Origin of the sequence: Saccharopolyspora sp. NPDC050642 (genome assembly GCF_040654735.1) — a bacterium.
Taxonomy (GTDB): domain Bacteria; phylum Actinomycetota; class Actinomycetes; order Mycobacteriales; family Pseudonocardiaceae; genus Saccharopolyspora; species Saccharopolyspora elongata.
On the sequence record NZ_JBFAIN010000009.1, the window covers coordinates 36,087 to 59,065 of the forward strand.

Genomic DNA, 22,979 nt, shown 5'->3' on the forward strand with positions numbered 1-22,979 from the left:
CTTACCGGGTTCCGGCTTCGGGGCGGACCGGGCCGGACAGCTGCTGCGAGAACTGGTTCCGGAGTTCGGCCGCGACCCGTTGCACAGCCTCCTCGCCGCCCCGGACCACCACGGACGGCCCCGGGCCGGCTTCGCAATCCCGAGCCATGGCATCCGCGACCGCAGCCATCCGGTCCACTTCAGACTGGATGGCGGCCGACAGGTCGCCGTCACCGGGGTCCAGGCGGAAGCTCGTCGCGGGGTTCTCCCCGGTTCGCAGCACCGCCGGTTTCACGACTTCCTCGACCAGATCCCGGTTCCCGGTGAGGGTCGCTGTGAGCAGTTCGCGCACGGACTCGGGCACGTGCACGTCGTGGAACCCGCCGTCCCGCCAGCGGCTTCCCTGCTGCGAGGTGCCCTGGTGCGTCTGCTGCCCCGTGGCCGACGTCTCAGGGGTCATTTGGACGCTGTCGCCCTCGTGCGGCCCCGATCTGCCGCCGAGGGCGCGCGCCTTGTGGTCGTAGTCGTCGGTGAACTCCACCAAGCCCTCGGCGAACTCCTTCGCCGCCTGCGGGCCCTCCTGCGCCAGCACCTTCCCGATCATCGTCAGGTGGTCGTTGAACCGCTGCCGACCCGCGACATCGTTGGCCTCGATGTTCAACTTGTGCACGCCGACCTCGTTGGCGATCGTCAACACCTCGTGGGACGTCGGGGTGTCGGCGCTCGCCTTGCCCTTCGCCAACCACTTCGACAGCTCGGCGAACTTCTCCTCCCATGCCTGCCTGTCCGGCGAGGGTTGCGACGTCTCCGAAGAGTTCGCCGTCTCCGTGCCCGCCGTGGAGTTTTCGGTCGCGGCGCTGTCGGTGTGCTGCTTCGGGGCCGCGAAGGTCGTATCCGCGTACTCGTTGTCCTGCTTGGAGTTATCGGACGGCGCCTGATCCAACGTGGCGGGCCGCGAGAATTCGCCCAGCGCGATCTCATTCGGGACCGGTTCGGGTGGTGGCGTGGGGGTCGGCCACTGCTGCGCCTCGCGGGCCTTGATCAGGTCCGACAGCGTCACCGGGTGGCCGCTCCGCTTGGCGTGCGGGACGAGGTCGATCAGTTGGCGCCGTTCCCACGGGTGGACCTCGGTGTCTTCGGCCAGGCCGAAGACCTGCCGAACCAGTGCATCGAGGTCTGTCACGCCGCTGCGCTGCTGGAGGTCGGCGATGCGGCGGACCGAGGTCAGCCACTCCGGATCGTCACCGCGGTCCGGGTCGAGCTGCCGTGCGGTGCGGACGATCTCGCGCATCCGGCCGATCTCCTCGGCGGTGACCTCGGTGTACACGCCGAGGTGCTTGCCCAGCGGGGTCGGGGCCCGGTGCAAACCGGTGGTGCGCGCCAGCTCGGCGAGTTCCTGCGGTGTCGGATCGGGTTTGCCCGGGCCGGGTTCCGCGAGCTGCGCGTGCACCTTCACGACGGTGCGGATCGGCTCATGGTCGTCGAAGGCGAACTCGCTGCGTTGTGCGTGCAAGGCCGCCACATCGCGGGCGCGGTGGTCGATCACCACCGGCATCGTGCCCACGTCCAAGCCCAACGCTGCGGCGTGCTTGCGCAACTCCTGGACGACGGCCGCGCTGCGCTGCTCGCGCGCGCCCAGTTCGTCGGGCAGCGATTCCACCGTGATGTGGATTTGCGGCAGTGGCATGCCTTGCTTGGCCAGCCACGCCGCGTTGCCCGCGAGCTTGCTGATGAACCGCTTCGTCTGCGTGGTCGCCAACTCGTCCAGTTGCGTGCTGCTGGCACCGAACTCGACCTGCACCCGCTTGTCGTCGTGGTCCGGGATGACGGTCAGCACCAGGGCGTTGGGCTTGTCCCCGAGGTGCGATTCGCTTTCGAACAGCGACTCGCCGGGCGCGCGCCCGAACATCTCGAACCACCACTGATCCCCGCTGGTGCCGAGCTCCTCGCCGCTGAGCGCCATCAGCGCACGCACCGCGTTGCCCTTGGCCGCGGCGAGTTCGCCCTTGATCCGCTGCCGCTCCTGGTCCGCAGTGGGGCTCTCGCCGAGCTCGTCCAGGTTCTTCTGGTGATCGATGATCTCCAGCAGGCTTGTCGCGAACAACTCGCGAGATCCGGTGCCCTCGTTCGCCTTCGTCTTCTCCTTCGCCTTCTCCTCGGCGAGGACCTGTTCGAGTTCGTGCACCCGCGTTGCGTAGTGGGTGAGGTTCTCCTCCAGCACGGTGCGCAGGAACTTGTTGTCCTTCTCCCGCCGCCTGGTGTTCTCCAGCACGATGTGGTGCTGGCCGTCGGAGCTTTCCAGCACGACCGGCGCGAAGCGGTAGAACCGCATCCGCTCGACCCGGCGCCCCTCGTCGGAACCGGAGGAGAAGTCCAGCGAGAACCGGCGGCTGCCGTCATTGTTGGTGCCGTGTGAGATCGGCTGGATCAGATAGCCCTCGCCGACCCGCGGACGAGCGTGCTCGTTGATGCCCAGCTTCGCGGCCGCCGAGCCTCCCCCACCGGTGCGGGAGAATGCCCGGCCGTAGCCCTCCCCCGGCGTCGGGGAGTCGTACTCCTGCTCGTCCCAGCCCCGGCGCACCTGTCCGGCGGCCCATTCGGTGTTGGCCAGTTCCGGCGTGGTCGAGACCAGCGCGTCGGCCAGCTGGTGGGTGCCGGATATCTCCTTGTCGCTGGTGGTGTTGATCTTCGCCGTGGCAAGCTTGCCGGTCCCGCCCGCGCCGGGCGGGCGCGTGTCGTAGAGGACGGCGTGCGTGGGCGAGGCACCGAGCACATCGCGGGTGAATTCCTTCGAAATGTCCGAGACACCGCCGTCCCCGAAGTCCGGCACCACCCGGTAGAGCCGCTGCAGCTTCCCGCCTGCGTTGAACTCGATGCCGGTGCTGTCGTCCACCTGCAACTTCACGGCCCCGCCGACGCGGTCGAGGTCGGCCTGCGCCCTCCGCACCACATCCAGCGTCGCGAAGACCTCCTTGGCCCCGTGACCGTGCGCGGCGATGGCCAGCGTGCCGTCGCCGGAGATCCGCACCGGCGGATGCTCATCGACCAGCACCGGCCGCGCCCCGAGGAACCGGGGGAAGGCCTGGTCTCCCCCATCGATGATCTGCTCGTTGGTCCGATAGGCGAACGGCCCGGCAGCAAGCTTCTGCGCCGCCGCATCCGTGCCCAAAGGGGATCCGAACGTCTGATACTTGGTAGTGGTCCACGAAGCCGGTGCGGCACCGCGGTCCGACATCGAGCGCGGATGCTGGTCCTCGCCCCCAGCCTTCACCGAAGGCGCCTCCGTGCCGTCACCGGCGTTGGAGTGCGTCGGGGCGGAATCGTCCGCGTTGGCGAGACTTTCCCCGCTGTCCGGCTCCGATGTCGACCCGGCGCTGTCATCGGCCCAGTAGTCCGAAGCATCCGAACTCTCCCCGCCGAGCGAAGCTTCCCCGTCCGACGATTCGGAGATGCTCGCGGCCTGCGGATGGTCGACGGGCAGGGTGAGGACTGCCTCGGCGTTGTCCGCCCAACGCACGAACCCTTCGAGGTCGAGCATCTGGACGTGGTCCACCTCCGGATCAGCGACCGAGAACAGCCGCGTACCGTCCTGGCGGACCGCCTGGACCAAGACAAGCTGCGCATGCACCCCGATCGTGGCCCGCACCGCGCCGCCACTGCCGCGAACGCGCTCCCACAGCTGCCCCGGCTCGGTCTCGCCGTTGATCCGCACCTGCTCGCGGATCCCGTTGGTGCTCATCACGTCCGACAACGCGGCGCGCAGGCCGTCGAGGGCGGGCCCGTCCCACATCAGCATCGCGCGCATCGTGGTGCTCCACGCCCTGGTCAGCTCGGCCCACTGCTCGTGGTGGACCGGGCTGCCATCGGATTCGGCCTGGATGAACGCCAAAGCCGTCTTCTCGATGCTGTCGAAGGAGTCCTGCGCCATCTGCTCGATCTCGTCGAACGCCTCCTGCGCCCGGGTGAGGTGCTGCCGGACGAACTCGTCGACGGCATCCCCGCCCCACCGCTGCCCCGCCCCGGTACGGCTGGCCTCCATGGTCAACGCGGTCAACTGGTCGTCCAGGTGCCGCACGACGTGGCGTCCGACCTGCAGCAGCCCGCCGATCGTCGGCATCGTGCCCGCCTGCAGGCCGTGCGCGGCGATCAGGTCGCGCCAGTCGTGGCCGTCGGTGCCGAACAAAGCGTTGCCGAGGGCCTCTTCGTTGTCCAGCAGCCGCTGGAAAAGGCCGTCGTGAACCAGCTGCTGGCGGAGGTGCGGGTTCAGGTTCACCAGCGACAGCTGCGTCAGCCGGCGGGACGGGCCCTGTTCCGGCTCGTAGCCGGAGTGGCGCAGCAGCGATTCGCGCGCCCGGAAGGGGTCCTTGCCCTGGCCGGTGAGGTCGGCGATGTTGTCCAACAGCTCCTGCAGGCCATGCGGGGAAAGCGGCTGCGCGGCCAGTCGCTCGTGCCGGGTGCTGGCGTTGTGGTGCATCGAACCCGAGACCACCGCATCCCGCACCGGCACCAGCGCCGCTGACAACACGGCATCGGCGACCAGCGACTTCAATCGCGCAACATCAAGGCCGGGCACCAAATCCAGGTTCGCGCGGATCTCCCGCAGCGCGCGCCCCAGCTCCGGCCGCGACAGGATCTCCGCCGTGTAGTCCTCGACCCGTCCGTCACCCACCCACTCGCCCAGCTCGGCACGCGCCTGCGCGAACCGCTGTTCATCCAGGCCGAACGCGGCAAGCTCCTCGGCAACCGACACCTCCGGCTCCGACCAGCCGTCGGGAAGCTCGGACGGCTCTGACGACTCCGTTGCGTGTTGCGAAGATTCCCACGACGAAGTGGCCGATTCCACCGATTCGTCGGCAGCGGACCAGCTATCCGATGTGGACGCCGACGGTTCCGGTGATCGCTGCGTCTCCTTCGTCGGGACCTCGTCCTGGAAGGGCCGGTCCGGCAGATCGACGAGGTCCATCCGGAACTTGTTCCGGCGAGCCCACTCCAGCATTCCGACCGGGCTGTAGTGGTCGGGATGGGACTTCTTCGGATCGTGCACCAGGAAGGCCTGCTGCCCGTCGCGTTGGATCGCCTCCAAGCAGAGCGCATGGGTGGCCGTCGTCAGCGTCGCGCCACCGTTGTCGTGCACCCGGCGCCAGCATTCGGCTATGCCGAGCTCGTCGCTCAACCGCGCGAACTCCACTTCCCGTCGCGGCAGCCCCTCGTCGACGAGGGTGGTCTGCAACGCCTTGCCGAAAGCAATGCTGTTCACCGACGCGAATCGCCGGAAAGGGCGGTCGATCACCATGAGCAGCGCCGAAATCCCCGCGCTCCAGCCCCAGTGGCCACTGATGAGCTTGGTGGTCAGCACGGGGGTGGAATCCGGCCCCTGCGACGGATCGACGACGACCGACAGCTTCTGCATGGTGCGTCCCCACTGCTGGCTGAGCTCGGCCCACGCATCGGGGTTCCGGGTGTCGCTGTCGATCAGCTCCGAGGCGCGGCGCTCGATGTCGTCGAACACCTCCGCCGCCTCGTCGAGGCGGTCGGACACCAGCTCGCGGATGGTCCGCCCGAAGATCTGGTCGCGTTCGTCGAGCACTTGCGCCCACTGGGCCGGCGGGTTGTCGATCAACGCCCGCACCTCGTCGGCGAGGTTCCGACCGACCAACAGCAGTCCCGCCGTCGTCGGCACCTTGCCCAACACCTCCATGTTGGCCACCGAAGCGAGGCAGGTGGCCAAGAAGCGCTGTTCGTCGTGCCCGCCGGAAGCGAACATCGACTCGACCAAGGCGTCCTCGGAGCTCAGCAGACGCTGGAACAGCACATCGCCGCGCAGCCGCAGCCGCGCCTGCGGAGTCAGGTTGACCAGGGACAGCTGGGCCAGCCGCTGCGGCAGCCCGTCGTCCGGCCGGTAACCGGAGTGCTCCAGCGTGGACCACGCCGCGTCGAACGGGTCGGACCAGCTCTTGAGATTCTTGGCGATCTCTACCAGCACCGCCGTCAGGCGGTTCGGCGTCAGCACCCGCACCGCCGACCGCTGGTGCACCGCCGCGTGATCGACCCCGGCCAACGAGCCGGGGGCTGATTCCCGGACCGGCACCAGCGCCGTGGCCAGCACCGCATCCGCCACCCAGGCCCGGAGCCGGCCACGACTCGGCTCCGGGATCCGGTCCAGGTTGGCGTGGATGACCTGCAGCGCCTCCCGAACGCCCGGATTGCCGGCGATGGCCGGCGAATGGTCCTCCAGCTGACCGGTGGCGGCCAGTTCCTCGAACTCCGCGCGAACCTCAGCAACCCGCTGCGCATCCAAACCGAGATCGACGAGCGAGTTCAGGGCTGCCTCGTGCACGCCACCACCAAACGGTGCACCGGCATCGCTGCCCGCCTTGATGTGCGGATCAGTCTCGCCCGGCGGAGCATCCGCGTGCGGAGCCGGACCGGACGAGATCAACGTGGATCCCGTCCACGCCTGGCTCACCCAGCCCTTCGGCGAGTGCCCCACCCACGCCGAGCTGCCGCCCGGAGCACGGCCCCGCCTGGCGAAGTACTCGGCACGATCGCGCTGGTACCGGTCGTACAACGCGTTCGGATCGGCCCCGGACTCCCTGAGCCTGGCCTCGGCGTTGCCCAACCGCGCCTGCGCATCCGCCAGCTGCTCCTCAGTCTCCTCAACGCGCCGAAGCACCTCCGGTGCGCTCCGCGACCCACCCGCAGCGGACCGATCCAGCTTCGCCTCACACCAATCGCGCTCCGCGCGAGTTCCCGCGTATTCCTGCCACGCCCGGTATTCCTCGGGTGTCAACTCACGGCCGAGCGCCTCTTGGAGGGTCTCCCGCCACTGGGCGTCGAACCCACCGATCTCCAGACGCGAGGCCTGCGCCGGAAGGTTGTTCCCACTCGCGACGGGCACGTCGGCATAGGGGTCCTGCTGGGCCGAGTTCACGATTTCTCGTGGCGGCGCCGCGTCCAACCGGATTCCGCCGCCCCCGGGCACGAACCGACTGCGCCGCGCTGGCGGACGCATCTGCGTGCCGGCCTCGTGAAGCAATTTCCGGACGGTGTCATCCTTGATTCCGGTCTGACGAGTAAGCCCCAGCGCGGTCATCGTGTGCTCGGACTCGTAGGCACCCTTCAGCCGACCAGCCAGAACCCCACGAGCCACCCGATCACGCAACACAGCACGCCGCTTGGCCCCCGACCCCCTCAACTCATCGGCCAACTCAGCCCAACTCGCACGCCCCACCCAATCACCGAGCGACCCGGGAACAACGGCACTACCACCACCGGCCTGATCACCAACATCCGAACTCACCGCAGACTCGCCCTGCCGCAACGCGCCGATCTCGTGCGGATGCTGCACGGAATCCATCTCTTCGATCGACACCTGCTGAACAACATCCGACATCGCATCGGCGTGATCGCCGGAGCCTCCACCCGATGCTGAATCACCGTGTTCGCCAGACGCTTCCACATCCCGTCGCGGCGGCTGGGCGTGCGGCACGCGCGCTGGCGCACTCGTGCCCATCGAAATGGACCGTGTGCTCGCGTACCTTGCCTCAGCGACAATCCGGTCGATCTGCGGCCGAGCGATACCGATCAACTTGGACAATCGCAACGAGGTCATCGACGGGTCTCGGTCAATGGCGTCCATGAGCCTGCGGCCGAGGATCGCCCGTTCGTCCTCACTAGCCAGAATACGCCGCCGTTCCTCGGGAAATACTCCGAACACGGCCTTGAACTCGTCCCAGGAAGCCGTGCCCACCCGGCCTTCCAAACTCTGTGCTGGAACAGCGTTCAGCGCCTCCTGGGTCAGCGCCTCCACCGTCTCCTCATCGAAACGGGTCAGCCTGGCCAGACGGTACGGCGTCACCGCCGGGTCGTCGTCCTGCGCCTGCTTGAACCTGCGCCCAAGAACCGCTCGATCATCCGGGCGATCCAGCACGCGCTGCCGCTCCTCAGGCCCAACGGCCGCGAACTCACCCCAGGAAGCCGTCCCCACCCGGCCTTCCAACTGAGGAGCCTCAACGCCGACCCCGGCCTCTTCTATCAGAGTTCTCGCCGAAGTTTCTTTAAAGCCCGTCTCCTTGGACAGGCGGTACGGCGTCATCCTCGGATCGCTGTCATGCGCCAGCTTCAACCTGCGCCCAAGAACAGCTCGGCTCTGCGGATCGCCCAACACTGCTCGCCGCTCTTGGGGTGTTGCATTCTTGAACTCCTGCCAGGTCGCCGTGCCCACCCTGCCGACCAGACCACCAGCTACCGGCCCCGGTGCTGCAACCGTCCCGCTGTGGACAGGAGGTGCACCGACCTGCTCCGTCTCGGCCAACAGGGGCTCCGCCTGCGCGAACAGCCACCCGGTCAGACCCTCATCATGCTGCCCCGCTACCAGCACAAACCCGGTGTCCGGATCCATCAGCTCGAAGGATCCGTCGCGGTTCACCAACTCCGCGAGCGACCCGTCCTCGCTGTACCGGGCTACGCGCCCATCCGGCAATGGCACCACATCTTGCTGCCAAACGACGTCCGGAGCATTCGGCAACGAGCTCTCGACCTGCCCCAACAGCTGACCGGTCAGCGCCCCATCGTGCACCCCCCTGTCCAACGCCACGCCGGATTCCGAGTCCACCACCTCGTACGTGCCATCACGGTGCAGCAGCTGGGTCAGCGACCCGTCAGCGCTGAAGCGCACCACCATCTGCCCATCCGGCAACGGCAGCGGGTCCTGCCAGGAGACCTGGCCGAACAACGACCCCGGCGAAATTCCACCAGCGTCCACCGGCAGCGCGGCCGCCTCGTCCATCTCAACGTCCAGCAGCTCCGACAGATCATCCTGCAACAACGAATGCAGGCCATGAGCATCTGAAGGCACTGCGCCACCGGGCTCGACCATCACTTCATCCTGAGAAGTGGTGGCCATCATGTGATCGGTGCCAAGCACAGGCTCGGTCTGCACTGTCGGATCCAGTCCCCAGGCCCGCAGCCCTCGCTCCGCAGCCGCAAGATCACCCCGGGCCTGCCGGAGCGCGTCCTGGGCACGCTGCATCGCATCAGGCACGGTGTTCGAACCGCCCACACCGCTCAACGCCGGGTCGTGCGCCGCGATGTTCTCCTGGACCAGCGCGATGTAATACGCCTCCCACGCCGCGGCCGGAGTCGCGGGCGCATTTGCCGTGGGCTGGTACCCCCAGCTCGGCGCCTCCTGTCCTGCGCCGGGAAGGCGTGCCCGTTTGCCTGCGCCTTGCGACGACTCCGCGGCGATGGTGCGCTTTCCGTACAGCGCGTCGTGCAGCTCCTTTCGGAGTTGATCGACTTTTTCGCCATCACCGCGCAGGATGGCGTCGGCGAGGCTCTCGTGGTACTTCGGCGGCAGCGACTCGTCCACCATGTACACCGATTGCGTGGCCCGCCGCTCGGCCTTGTACGCCCGGGCCTCCATCTCGGCCACCTGTTTGGCGATGGTCATCGCTTCCTCGGTCGAGCCCACTCGGAGGTTCCCGAGCGCAGGCTTGTGGTTCGCCGGACCGATGCTCGCGGCCTCGTCCTTCGCCGTCCAGATGACGTTCTTCGTCCACCGCCCACTGTCGTCGCGGACCATCTCGATGACTTCGACGATGTCCTCCTTGGGAATCTTTCCGAGGAAGGCCACCTCCTTCTCCCGTTCCGCGGCGAACCAGTCGATGTCGCGCACGTCGAAGGTCTTCCGGACGTCGATCCCGGGCTTCGACGCGCGGATCTCATAGCGATAGCGGCGGCTTTTGTGGCGGTAATCAGGATCAATCGTGGTCGATACGAACTGCGATCGGCCGGTTGTGGTGACGTGGCTTTTGATCGAATCGAGGTAGACCGCGTCCTTAGGCAGAAGTCCGTAGTCCAACACCACGGCCGGATGCTCATCCAACCACCGGAACGCGGTGATACCGGGCTCGGTCTGCACGAAACCACCGCGGACGTCATCCGTATGCAGGAGGTGGTTCGCCTTCCCACCGAATGGCGGACGCTGCAAGCCGTGCTGATCAGGGCCCACGACAACGGCCGGGTCCGAATCAGGATTGTCGTGCTGCTCACCGGGATCGACCACCACCTCCGGCGTGGGGTCCGACGATGACACCGCGGCCGGTGAAACCGGTGGTGCCGACGAGCTTTCCAGTTTCGCCAGTTCCGCTTCGGTCGGGCCACCCATGAACAGCGTGGTCGCCACCAGGCCCCTGCCGAGCTCGTACCACTGCCAGACGGGGAAGCCCGGCTGTTCGGACACGACCCCGATACGCGTGCCGTCTCCGGAAACCGCGCCCCAGAAGTGGATGTCGTCGATCGACTGACCGCGAATCGTCCAATTGCCGATCGTGTACGCACTGCTGGCGAAGTCGTCGGAGTTGAACAGCGAGCCGAAGGTGTCCGCATCCTCGCCCGCCAACCCGTACCGGGACAGGCCGTCGACCTCGGCGTACGCCGGGACGAGATCGACATCCATGTCGGTGTGCTGGGGACTTCGGGAGCCGGACGACTCGGCCGGAGCACCGGTCATGTCATGGCCGGATCCGCCCGGCGACTGCGACGCCTCCCGCGAACCGCCACGCAGTTTCGCCTGAGCCGGGAACTGCGACTCCTGGTTCGCGGCATCGTGCGGTTCGGCCGGCGCCTGCTCCATCATGGCTGGCCGCGAGAACTCGCCCAGCCGGTGGATCTCCTCACCCGGCTGCGGCCGCAGGTAGCGCCGGGCCTGTTCCGGCAGCTCGACGCGGCGGTCCTCGTGCCGGTCGACGGTGATGCTGACCAGTTCGCGGTCAGTGACGGTCCGCACCAGCCCGGCCAGTTCCGGCCGCTGCGCGAGGTAACCCAGCGCGGCGGTCCAGATCACATCCGGTGCCTCGTGCCGGTGCACAGCATCAGCCACCAGGGTCAGGTGCAGATCACCGTCGCGGTTGTGCAACTCCCGGACCAGCGTCTGCACGACCTTCTTGGTCAACTCGAAGGTCGCCGCGCGATCTTGCAGCGAGATCGACGGCGTCGGGTGCGGGCGGGAGACCCACTGGCCCCCGGTGTTCATCGCCGCTCCGGCGATGGCTCCTCGCTCCTCTCCGTGATGTCCGAGCTCATGGCCGAGGTTCGCGATGTTGAGCGGGCCAGTGCGGGAGATGACCGAATAGCGCTGCGGCCTCAGCTGCGAGTTGGTGACGAAGCTCTCGGCGGGGAGGAAATCCGGTGCCTTGTGGATCTCAGCCTGCGTCTTGCCGTAATTGTCGCGCATCCGCTCGAAGAACTTGTCGGCGAACGGATGCCCCTTGGGCAGCACGAGCAGGTCGTTGTTGACCGCCCCGCCACGCTTGTGCACCCCATACGCTTCACGCGAGTCCAGCACCTGCTGCATCTCATCCAGCAGGCCCCAACTCGTCGGGTACTCACCGTCGCTGTACAGCAGGCCGAAACGCTGCCCGACCGCCACCCGCAGAAGGTCGCTGGCCGCCGTATATCCGGGTTTGGTCTGCTTGGCCAGCTCGGCCAGAAACGCCTCCTGGTGCGGCATCGGCCACGAGCTGTGGAAGACCTCGTGGACGTTGACCAGCGTGACGTTGTTGTCCTCGGCCCACCCCAGCATCTCGCGAACACCGGACAGCACGCCCGGCTCATCACCGACCGGGAACTGCGCGGCCTGCTCGAACAACGCACGCGGCACATCGGTGAACACCACCATCGGCGCCCAACCCCGCACCTGCTCATGCGAGTCAGCGATGTTCGCGCGCATCTCGCGCTTCCCCGCGCTGCTGCCATCCAGCGAGCCACCCAACCAGATCGAGGCACGACCACGCACCAGTTCCAGCTTGGCGGGCAGCGGCGGCTGGTTCTCCGACCAGCCCCGCTCCCGCTCGGACAACTCCCTGGTCAGCACGAAATCGTCGAGATCCTGCAGGTTGTGCGGCGCGAGATCTGACCAGTCCGGCGCCGGCCGCTTCAGATCCAGCCGCTGCAACAAGTCCAGGCCCTGACCAGCAGTGATATCCGAATAATCGTGACCGCGCAGGAACTCCGGCGGCTCGGCAGGCTTGTGCAGTCCGAACAGGTCCGGTTCCGGTAGCACACCAACCGGCGACGAGTCCGACAGCGTCGCCGCGTTCAGCTCCGCCAGCAACCACCCGGCCGGATCCGACTCCTCACCAGGCACCTCCAAACTTTCCACGACCGAGCCGGTGTCCACAGCGGACTGTCCATTGGAATTCTGCGGCTTTGCCTCGCCCAATGCGTCAAGTTGATCCTGCCCCGGCGCGCCATGCGAAGTCTTGCCGCGAAGGTCCGGCTTGACTTCTTCGTGGTTCGATTGCTGCGACAGCTCGCTTCCGTGCCCCGCGGATCCGCTGGCCGTGTCATCGCCGAGCCCGTGCCCGCCGGCCCCGTGCACCTGGTTCCACGGCAGCTTCCCCCGCTGCTTCTCCGACAGCTTCTGGTGCGGGCCGTGCTCACTGCTCGATCCGCCGTCCTCCTGCTTCGGCGCGAGGAAGTCGCTCAACGACTCCGACTTCGCCGCTGCGCCGGAGGATTCCGCGACGGTCTGCTGGTGCTGGACGGTGTGCTCATCGTCCAGCACCACCGGCTCCTGCTCGATGTCGATGTGCTCTTCGGGTGTCGTTTGCTCGTGCGCCGGGGCATGGTCTTCCGGCGGTTCGAGGCCCAGTGAGCGCAGGCCCGCTTCGTCGGTCCAGAACACCGATCCACCGGGTTCGCGCACCACCCGCGGCTCGTTCCAGTGCCCGGGCACGTTGGTACCGCGGTACTCGGGGGTGAGCAGCCAGGTCACGTCGCTGCGGACCAGGTAGATCTTGCCGGACGAGGAGTGCTCCTGCTCGAAGGTCTTGCCACCGACCTCGCTGGTGTCGGTGACCACCTTCTCCGCCGCTGGGCCCTTGATCGAGATCTCGCCGGCCAGGCGCCCGATCTGGCCGGGTCCGGGACCGCTCGGGTTGGAATTCCACAGCAGCCCACCAAGCCCGGCGCGGGCGGACGTGCCGCCCGCGAGCGTCTTCTCGTGCGTGACCTTCAGTGTCTCGCTGCCGGTCTGCTTGCCCTCGAACGAGGTGCCCTTCATGGAGACGGCAGTAACGCGCTGATTGCGCAGTTCCGCATGCAGGGTCAACGACTTGATCGGCCCGTGGTTGAGCGCGCCGGCCTCGAAGTACCGGTCCTCGTCGAGGCCCCCGATCCGGTAGCCGTGTTCGCTCATCGCCGACTTGAGCTGCGACGACAGGGCGCTCTGGGTGGTCATCGCCGAGATCAGATGCCGCGTTCCCGTCGCCCCGGCCGGCAGTGGTGGCGCGGGCCTGCCCTCCGTTGCCGCGTGCAGCACGCCATCGAGCAACGCGTCAATTTCCGCGCGAACGCGGTCGGCCTGCACGGTTCCGCGACTGCCCGTCGGAAGTTCGTGCTTCGGGGCAGACCAGTCCACTTCGGACTCGTTGGCGGCGTTCTGGAGCTGTTCGAGGAGGTGGGCGTCTACCTCCGGGACGTGGCGGCGAACCGCGTCCTTGACGCTGGCGTGCACGTTGATCGGTTCGGAGGTGGTGGCCGGGAAGAACCGGTCCAGCACGCCGAACGACAGGCCCTGCGGCAGCCGCCCCCAACCCGACGTCTTCTCGATCGTGATCGTCAGGTCCAGGTCGTGCACGAACGCCAGCGTGCGCCCGGTGTGCTCGCTCTTGTAGGTGGCCTCGATGCTCTTCGTGTCTTCGACGGTGCTCTGCGATTTGTAGCTGCCTTCACCGGCCCCGGCCGTTCCTGGATTGTGCTGGATCTGACCTTCCGGGAAGATGCTGAAGACGGCTTGCCCCTGCACGGTGTGCGTCGTGGCGGTCATGTGCTGCTCGGTGAGCTTGCTGGTGGTCTTGGACTCCTCGCTCAGCGTCCACTTGTCCGAGACCGCTTCGAACCGGCCGGGTTTCTCGGTGCCCTTGACCGTGATCGTGATGTCGGTGCGGCCGAGCGGCCCGTCGTAGTGGTAGACGGTCCGGATCCCTCCGCCGACTATGTCGGAGTACAGGGCGCCCAGCCCGGAAGGTGAGAGCGCGGGGAACAGCCGCGAGTGCACCATCGCGTCGAGCCGGCCCGCGCTCGGGTCCATCAGCCAGGAGTAGGCCGACGAGGCCGCGTGGGTGAGCGAGTGGTAGAGGTGTCCGACGAAGCTCACCCGGGCGCTTTCGGGGAGCTGATCACGGGTGAGCGAGCCGAGCGCGTCTTCCAGGTTCGACACGAGGTTGCGGGTGACCTCGGGACGCACGTTCACCCAGCCATCGCCCAGCTTCGGCCCATCGAACTGCCCGCCCTCGTAGTGCATGGTCGCGTCGTCCTGGGGGTGGTCGACGTGCCACTCGATGTCATCGAGCCCGGCGATCTGGTGGATCTGGTCGGCCGGAATCCACAGCAGGACGGCGTCGTGCGTGTCCACCTGGGAGTGCGTCCACTGCGACTTGCCGTAGCTGTCTCCGATGGGGCCGACGAAGTGTTCGGTGTTCCGACCGCTGAGGACTAGGCTGGCGTCGAAGGAGACGAGGTAACCCGGCCCCTTGTAGGCGCGCTTCTGGGTGTTCTCGTGCTCATGGGTGCGCGTGGTTCCCGACCCGGACTCGCCGGTCGTGGTGTGCGTGCCCTGCGGCACCATCGTGCCCTGCTGGTTGAGGCGCGCGTTGGTCCGGCCGTCGAGCGACGTGTCCGACGATGCCTTGGTGATCTCGCCGCGCCCGGTGGAGTCCTTGCTCTTCGTGGTGAGTTCGAGGCCGAGGGATTCGGCGTGGTCGATCACCTTGGGGTTGCTCAGGGACAGGTGCATCGCGGCTTCGCCGAGGCTGTCGGAGTACCCGGTGAACAGCTCGCCCTGGCGGTATCGCTCGACCTGCGCGTGGTAAGTACCGGTGACAGCGCGGTCGAGGTTCGCCCCGATCTCGGTCGGACCGGCGAAGTTGTGCACCCGGTTGGCCGCGATCACGCCGTCCTTGCCCAGGTACCCGAGCGGGTTGCTGGCCGCCGCCTCGTCACCGAGGCCGTCGTACGCCTTGATCTCCAGCATGAGCTTCTCGCCCATGCCGTGCGGCAGGTTGAGGCTGTGCACGGCGTAGTCATCGGGCAGCTTGGCTTGCTTCCAGCCGCCGGGCCGGGTCGGGGCGGAGCTGCGATGGTCGCGGAACTCCGCTGTGGACCCGGGCGGGGTCTCTCCGGCCTGCCCACCCAGCGGGTGCGATCCGACGGGGACTTCGGCGGTGGCGTCGGCGGAGAAGGAGCGCTCGCCGATGCTCCCGTTCGGCCCGAACACCTCGATGGTGTAGTGGATCCGCTGGGTGTTCCGGTAGTGCGTGCCGGTCTTCCACGAGGAGGCGCTTTCGTGCCCGGCGGTCACCGTCACGGTCCGCTCGAAGTCGCCGATCTTCCTGGTGTAGCTGCCGGAGACCTGCGCGGTGCGCAGCGGGAAGTTCGGGTCGACGGGGATCACGCCGCCGAAACCACCGGTGCCGATCCAGTTGCCCTTGATCTTGGTGGTGTGCTCGTCGTGCGAGGATGCCGTCAGCGTGCCCTTCAGCTCACCGTCCCCCGGCACCATCACCGGTGTCGCCTCGTAGCGCCCGGGAGTGGCGCGGATCTTGACCCACACGTGTTCGGTGCCGGTGGAGGTGCCGACGTGGGTATCGCGCGGCATCAGGAAGGACCACCCGTCGCCGACGAGCTCGGCAGCGTGTGCGGCGAACGCATCCGGAGTGATCAGCGCGTTGATCCGATCGACGTTCTTGCTGACGTGCGGGGCCTGGTGGCCCGCCCCGTGGTGCGGCGGCAGCACGTCACCGTCGAGGATCTGGTGGAGTTCGGTGGCGACCCGGTCCACGCCGCCGAACTCGACCTTGCCGCCGAGCACGCTCAACGGGGAAATGCCGCTCAGCGGGGTGGCCGTGTCGGAGTGCACGGGTGTGCTGCCTGATGCTTCGAGTTGCTGCGACGCGGAAACCCAGCCGTTGCTGACAGCGGCCTCGGGGCTCATCCACACGGTCGCGCCCGCTTCGACGTGGTGCGAACCGACGTCGAGGCTGTTGCCGTCGTCGAAGGTGATGCGGACTGCGTATTCCAGCGTCGTCCGGTAAGACCGCAACGGTCCGGTGCTGGTGTGCTCGGACTCAAGAGTGGAGCCCGTGGTGTTCTTCATGGTGTGCTCGTCGCTGCCGGCGCCGCCGATCTTGGCCTGGACGTTCACGTCGCCGCGGGCACCGGCCGCGAAGCTCGCGTCTTCCCCGCGAGGTATTGCGATCAGGCCGCCGCCGCCGAACCGGACGTCGGTGCTCTGCTTGGTCAGCTCCGATGCGGCGTGCTCGGTCTTCGCACCGCCGGTGCCGGTGACGGTCGCATCCTGCTCGTGGATGAGCGTAGGCGAGTGCACCGAGGATCCGATGTGGACGGTCGCGGTGCGCGTTCGACCGTGGTGCTGGTACTCCAGCGTCTTGGTGATCTCGCGGCCGCCGAGCAGGTCGCCCGCCCGCAACGACAGGCCGGAGCCGCTCACCATCTCGCGGAGCTGCCCGCGAGCCGTCGAGCCGACGGCATCGAGTTCACGTCGCAGCGGATGGTTGGCGGGCAGCGTCTTGGTGATCTCGTCGAAGAGGCCGTTGTCGCCGCGCAGGTGCGCGGAGTGCATTTGCTGCGGGTGGGGTACCTGCGTGTCGATGACCGGAGTGGTGTCCGTTTCCGGCCGCAGCGATTCGGGAATCGTCACTTCGATCCCGGATTCCTGCGTGCCGTTCCGCGTGGCGGAAGCGCCGTCGTGGCGGGTGACGGTGATCTCGTGCCACAGGTCGTGCCGGGTCGAACGGGTACCGCCGGGCAGTTCGACCTTCGAGGAGTGCTGGAGCGCCGATTCGGTGCCGAACTTCCACCCCGGCACCGCGGACGCCTTGACACTTGCATTCGCCTCCACCGCGCCCATCGGGATCGTGGTGCCGAGCCCGAACATGCCGGTGAGGTCGGCACCCTTCTCCCGCCGCACCGTGGAGGCGTTCTCGTCGGAGGTCTTGCCGTAGTCACCGGAGGCGTTCTCCACCTCGTGCTTCGGCTCGTCGATCACCGGCCCGGCCACGGGCGACTCACCGCCGACCAGGCGGGTGCGCACGGTAACCTCGACGGAGCCCGCGCCGTGCCCGATCCACTTGGTCACGCCTTCCTCGGACAGCGTGGTGAAGTCGTCCTTCAGCTGCACGTCCGAGAAAGCCGCCTGGAACGCGTTCTGGACCGACTCATCGATGCCGAGCTCGGTCATGGCGCCGGCCAGATCGGCGCGCAACTTCGTCCCATCGACATCGGTTGCCTTGACCAGGTTGGTGGCCACCAGATCCTGCTTGTGCTGCGTCGCGGGACTGGCCGGGGGCGGTGTGTCGTGGTGGAGCTCCTGCAGCTCGATGTCGCCCGAACCCATCTCGATGCTGATGTGGTCGGCCTGGTGAGCGATGTCCGAAGTGGACCGCGTTGCAAGGTTCGACGTCCCGGCTTCGCCTCCAGAAACCGGGGTTTCCGCCAGATTCCCAGCACCCTGAGATCCCACGGGCCAGGAACTCCCACCCGGAGCACGCCCGTGACTGGCGTAGTACTTGGCACGCTCATGCTGGTAACGGCCGTAAAGCGCATCCTGATTCAGACCAGGCAGCAACCCCCCGAGCCCACCCGCGGCAGAATCCAACTGCTGCTGAGCATGCGCCAGCCGGGCATCGGCCTCCTCCGTACGCTCAAGCACACCCGGCGCATCCTGCGATCCACCCACCGCGAACCGGTCAGGATTCACAGCAAGCACATCGCGCGCCTCCCGAGCACGCACATAATCCTGCACCGCCGCAAACTGCTCATCAGTCAGCCCACGACCAAGCACCTCACCCAGCGCGTTCCGCCAGTGCCCACCGAAACCACCGATCTCCACCGGCCGACCCGACGAACCACCGGAATGCCGCTGCTGTGACCACGTGACAAGACGCTCGGACGCCCGCCGAGCATCCAAAGCCTCATGCTCTCTGAGAAGCTGGTAGACGCTGCTCTCACTGACCTTGTACTTCGCGGCCAGATCCTTGATCTCCGCACCGGCCTCACGCCCGGCCCGGACCCGAACACCGAGGTCCGCGCGCTCCGCACTCCCCTTCGGGGGCAGCTTTCCGTTGCCGGTCGCGTCGACAGCTGATGTGCTCGCGGGGATCTCCTCGCGCTCCAAATGCGACGACCCCAAACCACCATCGGATTCGGACTGAAGAACCTGCTTTACGGCTTCGATATCCAGGTCGAGCTCTGCGGCGAGCTGCTCCGGCGACTTGCCTTCCTCCAGATGGCCGACGGCGATCTGGAAAAGCAGGTTCGGATCCACCTCGCCGGAATTCGCCGCGCCGGGCCGATCAAGAATTCCCGCATCCGCAAGAACCTGCTCGACCGCGGCGACGTCGAGTCCGAGCTCTTGGGCGAGCTGCCCCGCAGCCTTGCCATCGTGCAAATAACCGAAGACGATCTGAGTGAGCTGGTCCGAATCCACCCCACCAGACCGCGGTGGACCGGACTCGAATGCCGCCGCATCGAGTGCGACGGCATTCGGCCCGCCGGAAGACTCTCCAACATCCAGCACTTCCGACCGACCAGCGTGGTCCTGCCGGGGCCCCGCCTCCAGCGGTTCACCGCGTTTCCACCGGATCCCCCGCTTGACCAGCTTGTTCTCGATCTCGTCCGGCGGATAGCCGTACTTCTCGGCCAGGCCGCTGATCACGCTGTCCTGGTCGAACCCGGGCTGCCGCTTGGCCTGGTCAAACTCCTTGCGAATCGCACCAATCCGCGCGCGACTGATCTTTTCCTGCTCCCTGGGGGAACGAATCGTCACGTCCGCATCGAGAAGCGCCTGCTTGATCACCGAGTATTCCAGGCGGTGCTCGCCGACGAGCTGGTTCAGGCTCTTCCCGTGGACCTCGTAATCCGTTCGGATCTGCTCGCGCTGCGCCGCGTCAACAACTTTGCTGCGACTCTTGTCCAGCATGTTCTCGATCTCGTCCGGGCGATAGTCGTACTTCTCGGCCAGATCGCTGATCACGCCGTCCCGATCGAACCCGGGCTGCCGCTTGGCCTGGTCAAACTCCTCGCGAACCGCACGCATCCGCGCGAAACGGAGATTCGTCTGCTCCTCTACGGAACGAGACGACAAGCCATGGTCTTCGAGGACTTTTCGGACAGCTTCGTGACTTCTGCCGTGCTCCAGAGCAATCTGACTCACACTCTTCTCGTTCACCACGTAATCGAGGGAGATTTTGCCCACGACATCGTGAGTCGGATTCCACGGCTCGTGCCGCTTCTTGCGCGCTCCCGAACCCGGCGGTTGGCCGGCATCGTCCGTCATGGGCCGTTTCCCCGCAGCCGGATGCCCCGCATCCGCGGCAAGCTTGTCCAGATACCCCTGGTAGAGCCGCTCCGGATCGAGCCCGATGCCGCGAAGCGCAGCGGCGGCCCCGTCCAACTTGGTCTGGGCGTCTTGCAGCTGTGGTTTGAGCGTCTCCTGCTCCGTCGACAGCTTGAGCGCAGCAGCCCTGCCATCAATCGTTTTCAACACATCGTGATCGGCCCGGGCAGCCGCGTATTCCCGCCATGCCCGAAGCTCGGGAGGATTCGTTCCGTTCAGCTCGCGGCCGAGCTCACTGAAGATGTCCCGCGACCGCAGTTCGAACCTATCCGCCTTGGGGACATCCTCAGCGAACACAACGGCTTTTCCGCCGCCGTCATTGGCTCCCCGACGTCCCGCTTCTGGTCGATAGCCGCCGTCGAGACTGTCCTCGAAGATCCTTTGCGTTGAGATCTTGTACTTCGCGGCGGCATCCCGGACGTTCAGCCCGAGCTCACGCGTCAACGCGAACAAACGAGCCAGGTCGTTGCGTTCGGGAGTACCCTTTCGAGGGATCCGCCAGTTGTGCGAGGGCCTCCCGGCGGTGAGTGCAGGCTGGCCTGCCGCCGTCGTGTCGTGCGAACTCGACGGACCAGCCTCTTCCGACCACCGCGACCCGTGGGGTTGCAGCTCTCGCTGGCCCGGCGCCCCGCCGACCCCGTGCGGCTTCGTCGCCCAGTCCGCGTACAGCGGCTTCGGGTTGTCCTTCGGGCCGCGCAGCTCTTGCACGAACTCCTCCGCGGCTTTCCCATCGCCGTGTTCGTACAGAGCTGCCAGCTCGTCGAGGTTCCGCTCGTGCTCTGCGATCTTCTGCCGATCCAACCCTCCGTAGTACAGGTTCTTCTTCCGCGCGAGCTCGTGCGCTTTCTGCTTCGCCTGGCCCGAGACACCGGAGTGCGACGACGCGTCGGTGCCCGTGGATCCCGGTTTCGGCGTTCCAGCTACGACGTTGTCGCTCGACGACTGGGGCGCCCGCATCCGTTGTTTGCCCATGGCTTTCTCCGACAGCGGGCGGGCGTCGCCGGTCGTGGCAGCTGCGGTGGCTGCGGCTTTCTTTTCTTGCGTGGTCGGCGCGGTGGGGCGCGATTCGGTGGCGGGGGTGTGGGAATTGCCTTGGCTCGCAGCGTGCGAGACGCCGGAGGAAGTCGTGGCGGGGCGCTGCGCTGCAGGAGTTGGCGAGGTGGACGGAGTCGGGCCTCGCTGCGCGGTCGATTGCGGCTGGTCGGGGGATGTGTGGTGCGGGGTCGACTGAACGTGTGGCGACAGCATCATCGGCGGCGTCGTCTGCTGGGTTGCGTTCTCCTGCTCCGAGGAACGCTCCGCCGGCGTCGACCCCTTCGGGGTGGAGTCCGGGGGCGGGGTGACGGTCTCGTGCTTGGCTGCCGTCGGGTTCGTGCCCAGGTTTTGCGTGCCTTCGCTGGTCGCGCCCAGTGGCTGCGTGACGTGTTGCGGCGACACCGTTTCCGTCTGTGAATCGGGGCGTGTGCTCGTCCCGGAGGGGTCCGACATCGTTTGGGTCGTCGACTTCGTCGCGGTGTCGCCGACTGCTTCCTGCTTCGCAGTGGTGGTGTCCGTCGAGTGGACCGGTGTTCCGTGCTGATCGGGAGTCGAATCGGTGTGGGCTGCGGGGGTTTTCACCTCGCGTTCGGCGGTATGCGAGGTGTCCTGCTTGCTGAGGTGCTCCTCGCCCGGGTTAATGGTCTGCTGCTGCGATGAACCGTGCTGGGCTCCGGCCTCCTGGTGAGCCTGCATCTGCTGCGTGGCGGTGCCCTGATCGCCGGAGATCTCCTGGTGTAGCCCGTTCGATGCGTTGTGCTGGCTGCCACCGTGCTGTGTTGCGGTTACCTGGTTCTGCAAGCCGGTCTGCTGCCCCACGCCCTCCGAACCAACGCTCTGATCGCCAGCCGCGCCGTGCTCCTGCGCAGTTCCCACATGCTGCGAGCCAGTCTGAACCTGACCCGCGTGCTCCGAGCCAGCGCCCTGGCTGAGGTCTGCGTCCTGGTGCGCGTCAACATCCTGGTGCTGCGCATCAGACAGCCCCTGCGCAGCTTTCGTGATCTCGGATGCAGCGTGCTGGTCCAGGTCCGAGGCCACGGTCTTGAGACCTTCGGTCTTCGTAGCCCCGTCCGCTCCCGAGTGCGACGTGCCATCGTTGCTGGTCGACATCGACGACGACTTGTCCATCGTCATGCCCGACTCAGTGGCCGGCTGCTGGCCGGTCGTCTCCGTGGTACCGGAGGTCTGCTGCTGCGCCTCCAATCCCGTGTGGTTCCCGGCTCCCTGCTCGCCATAACCCGGCAACGTCGACCCGGAGTAGGCGGGCAGTTCCTCGCCCTTGCCGGTTGTCGGCGAGCCGCCGGTGGCGTTCGCCAGACCTGACGACTCGGTCTTCAGCGAGTTCGTCTCGGTGTTCGAGACCGGGCCGAGGGATTCGGTCTTCACCGAGCCGACCGCCGTCGCGTCGGCCGCCTTGCCCGCCGCCTCCCCGGCCTTGGCCAGGTCGTTGGCCTTCTGCTCGCTGATGTGCGCCCCACCGCCGAGCTTGGCGAAACCGCCGGCCATCGCGGAGGTGAACGAATAGCTGTTGGCCGCATCGTGCCCCTGCACCGCATCGGCGGCCTTCTCGCCTGCGTAGCCGCCGACGCCCTGCAGGCCCGCGTTGATCGTCGCGCCGGTCACCTGACCTGTGGCGGACTTCATGCCCTCCTTCACCGCCTCGCCGAGCGCTCCCTGCGCGGCGGCCTTGCCCAGTCCGTCCGCCGCCGACTGTGCCACCCCGCCGCCGACACCACCGAAGGCCCCGCTGATCGCCGCGCCCTTGAGCCGGTCCTCGTTCCAGTCGGTGCGCTGGCCACTCGCGATCTGGCCCAGCTGGGTCCCACCCTCGATCGCCATGGCGAGACCTTCACCGATAACGCCATTCACAGCGACGTTCTTGGCGACGTTCTTGGCCGCGGCCTTGGCGGACGACACGGTGACGTTCTTGACGACACTCGCTGCGATGTTCTTGGCGGCATACGTGGCGGCGCTCTTGACGCCGTTCTTGGCGATGTTCATGACGACGCCCTTGATGATCTGACCGATCGCGAACCGGACCGTCGCCACGATGCCGCCCGAGATCAGCCCACCGATGATCGGGATGAACGTCGTCGCGATCGCCAGCGCGACGAAGCCGAGTTGGACGCAGATCGAGATCTTCGCCGCCTGGATGTCCGCTGCCGTGTTGCGCGCCAGGTCAGACTGCTCCTGCGCGTACTGCTTCAACTTGAAGAGGCTGTCCTCGACCTTGGTCTCGGCGTAGTTGCGGTAGGCGTTCGCGAAGTCCCCGCGCATGTCGCGCGAGACATCGGCGGCCGAAGCCCGCATGGCGGCGTCGAGGACTTCGATTTCCGAAGCCATCTTCTTCCAGGCGTCCGCGATCCGGTTGAGCCCGTCCTCGTCGCCTTCGGGCCAAGCCTGTCCGCCGACCACGCGGAGGGCTTCCTGCAACCCGGCGGGGAGTTCTGTGGGCATGACCGCGTTCCTTCGATGTCGGAGGTCATTGCGGAATGGCTTGCGCAGCGGTGCGAACAGCGGAACCTCGGACGCCGTCCGGACTCCG

At 67.2% G+C, this 22,979-nt stretch carries 1 protein-coding gene; it reads right to left on the minus strand.

Translation table 11 applies throughout. From position 1 onward, the window contains the following. Nucleotide 1: 1 nt before the first annotated feature. On the minus strand, nucleotides 2-22,891 hold the full coding sequence (locus AB0H93_RS16510; RefSeq protein WP_358573072.1) for a hypothetical protein: 22,890 nt from the start codon (nucleotides 22,889-22,891) through the stop codon (nucleotides 2-4). Nucleotides 22,892-22,979: the final 88 nt, after the last annotated feature.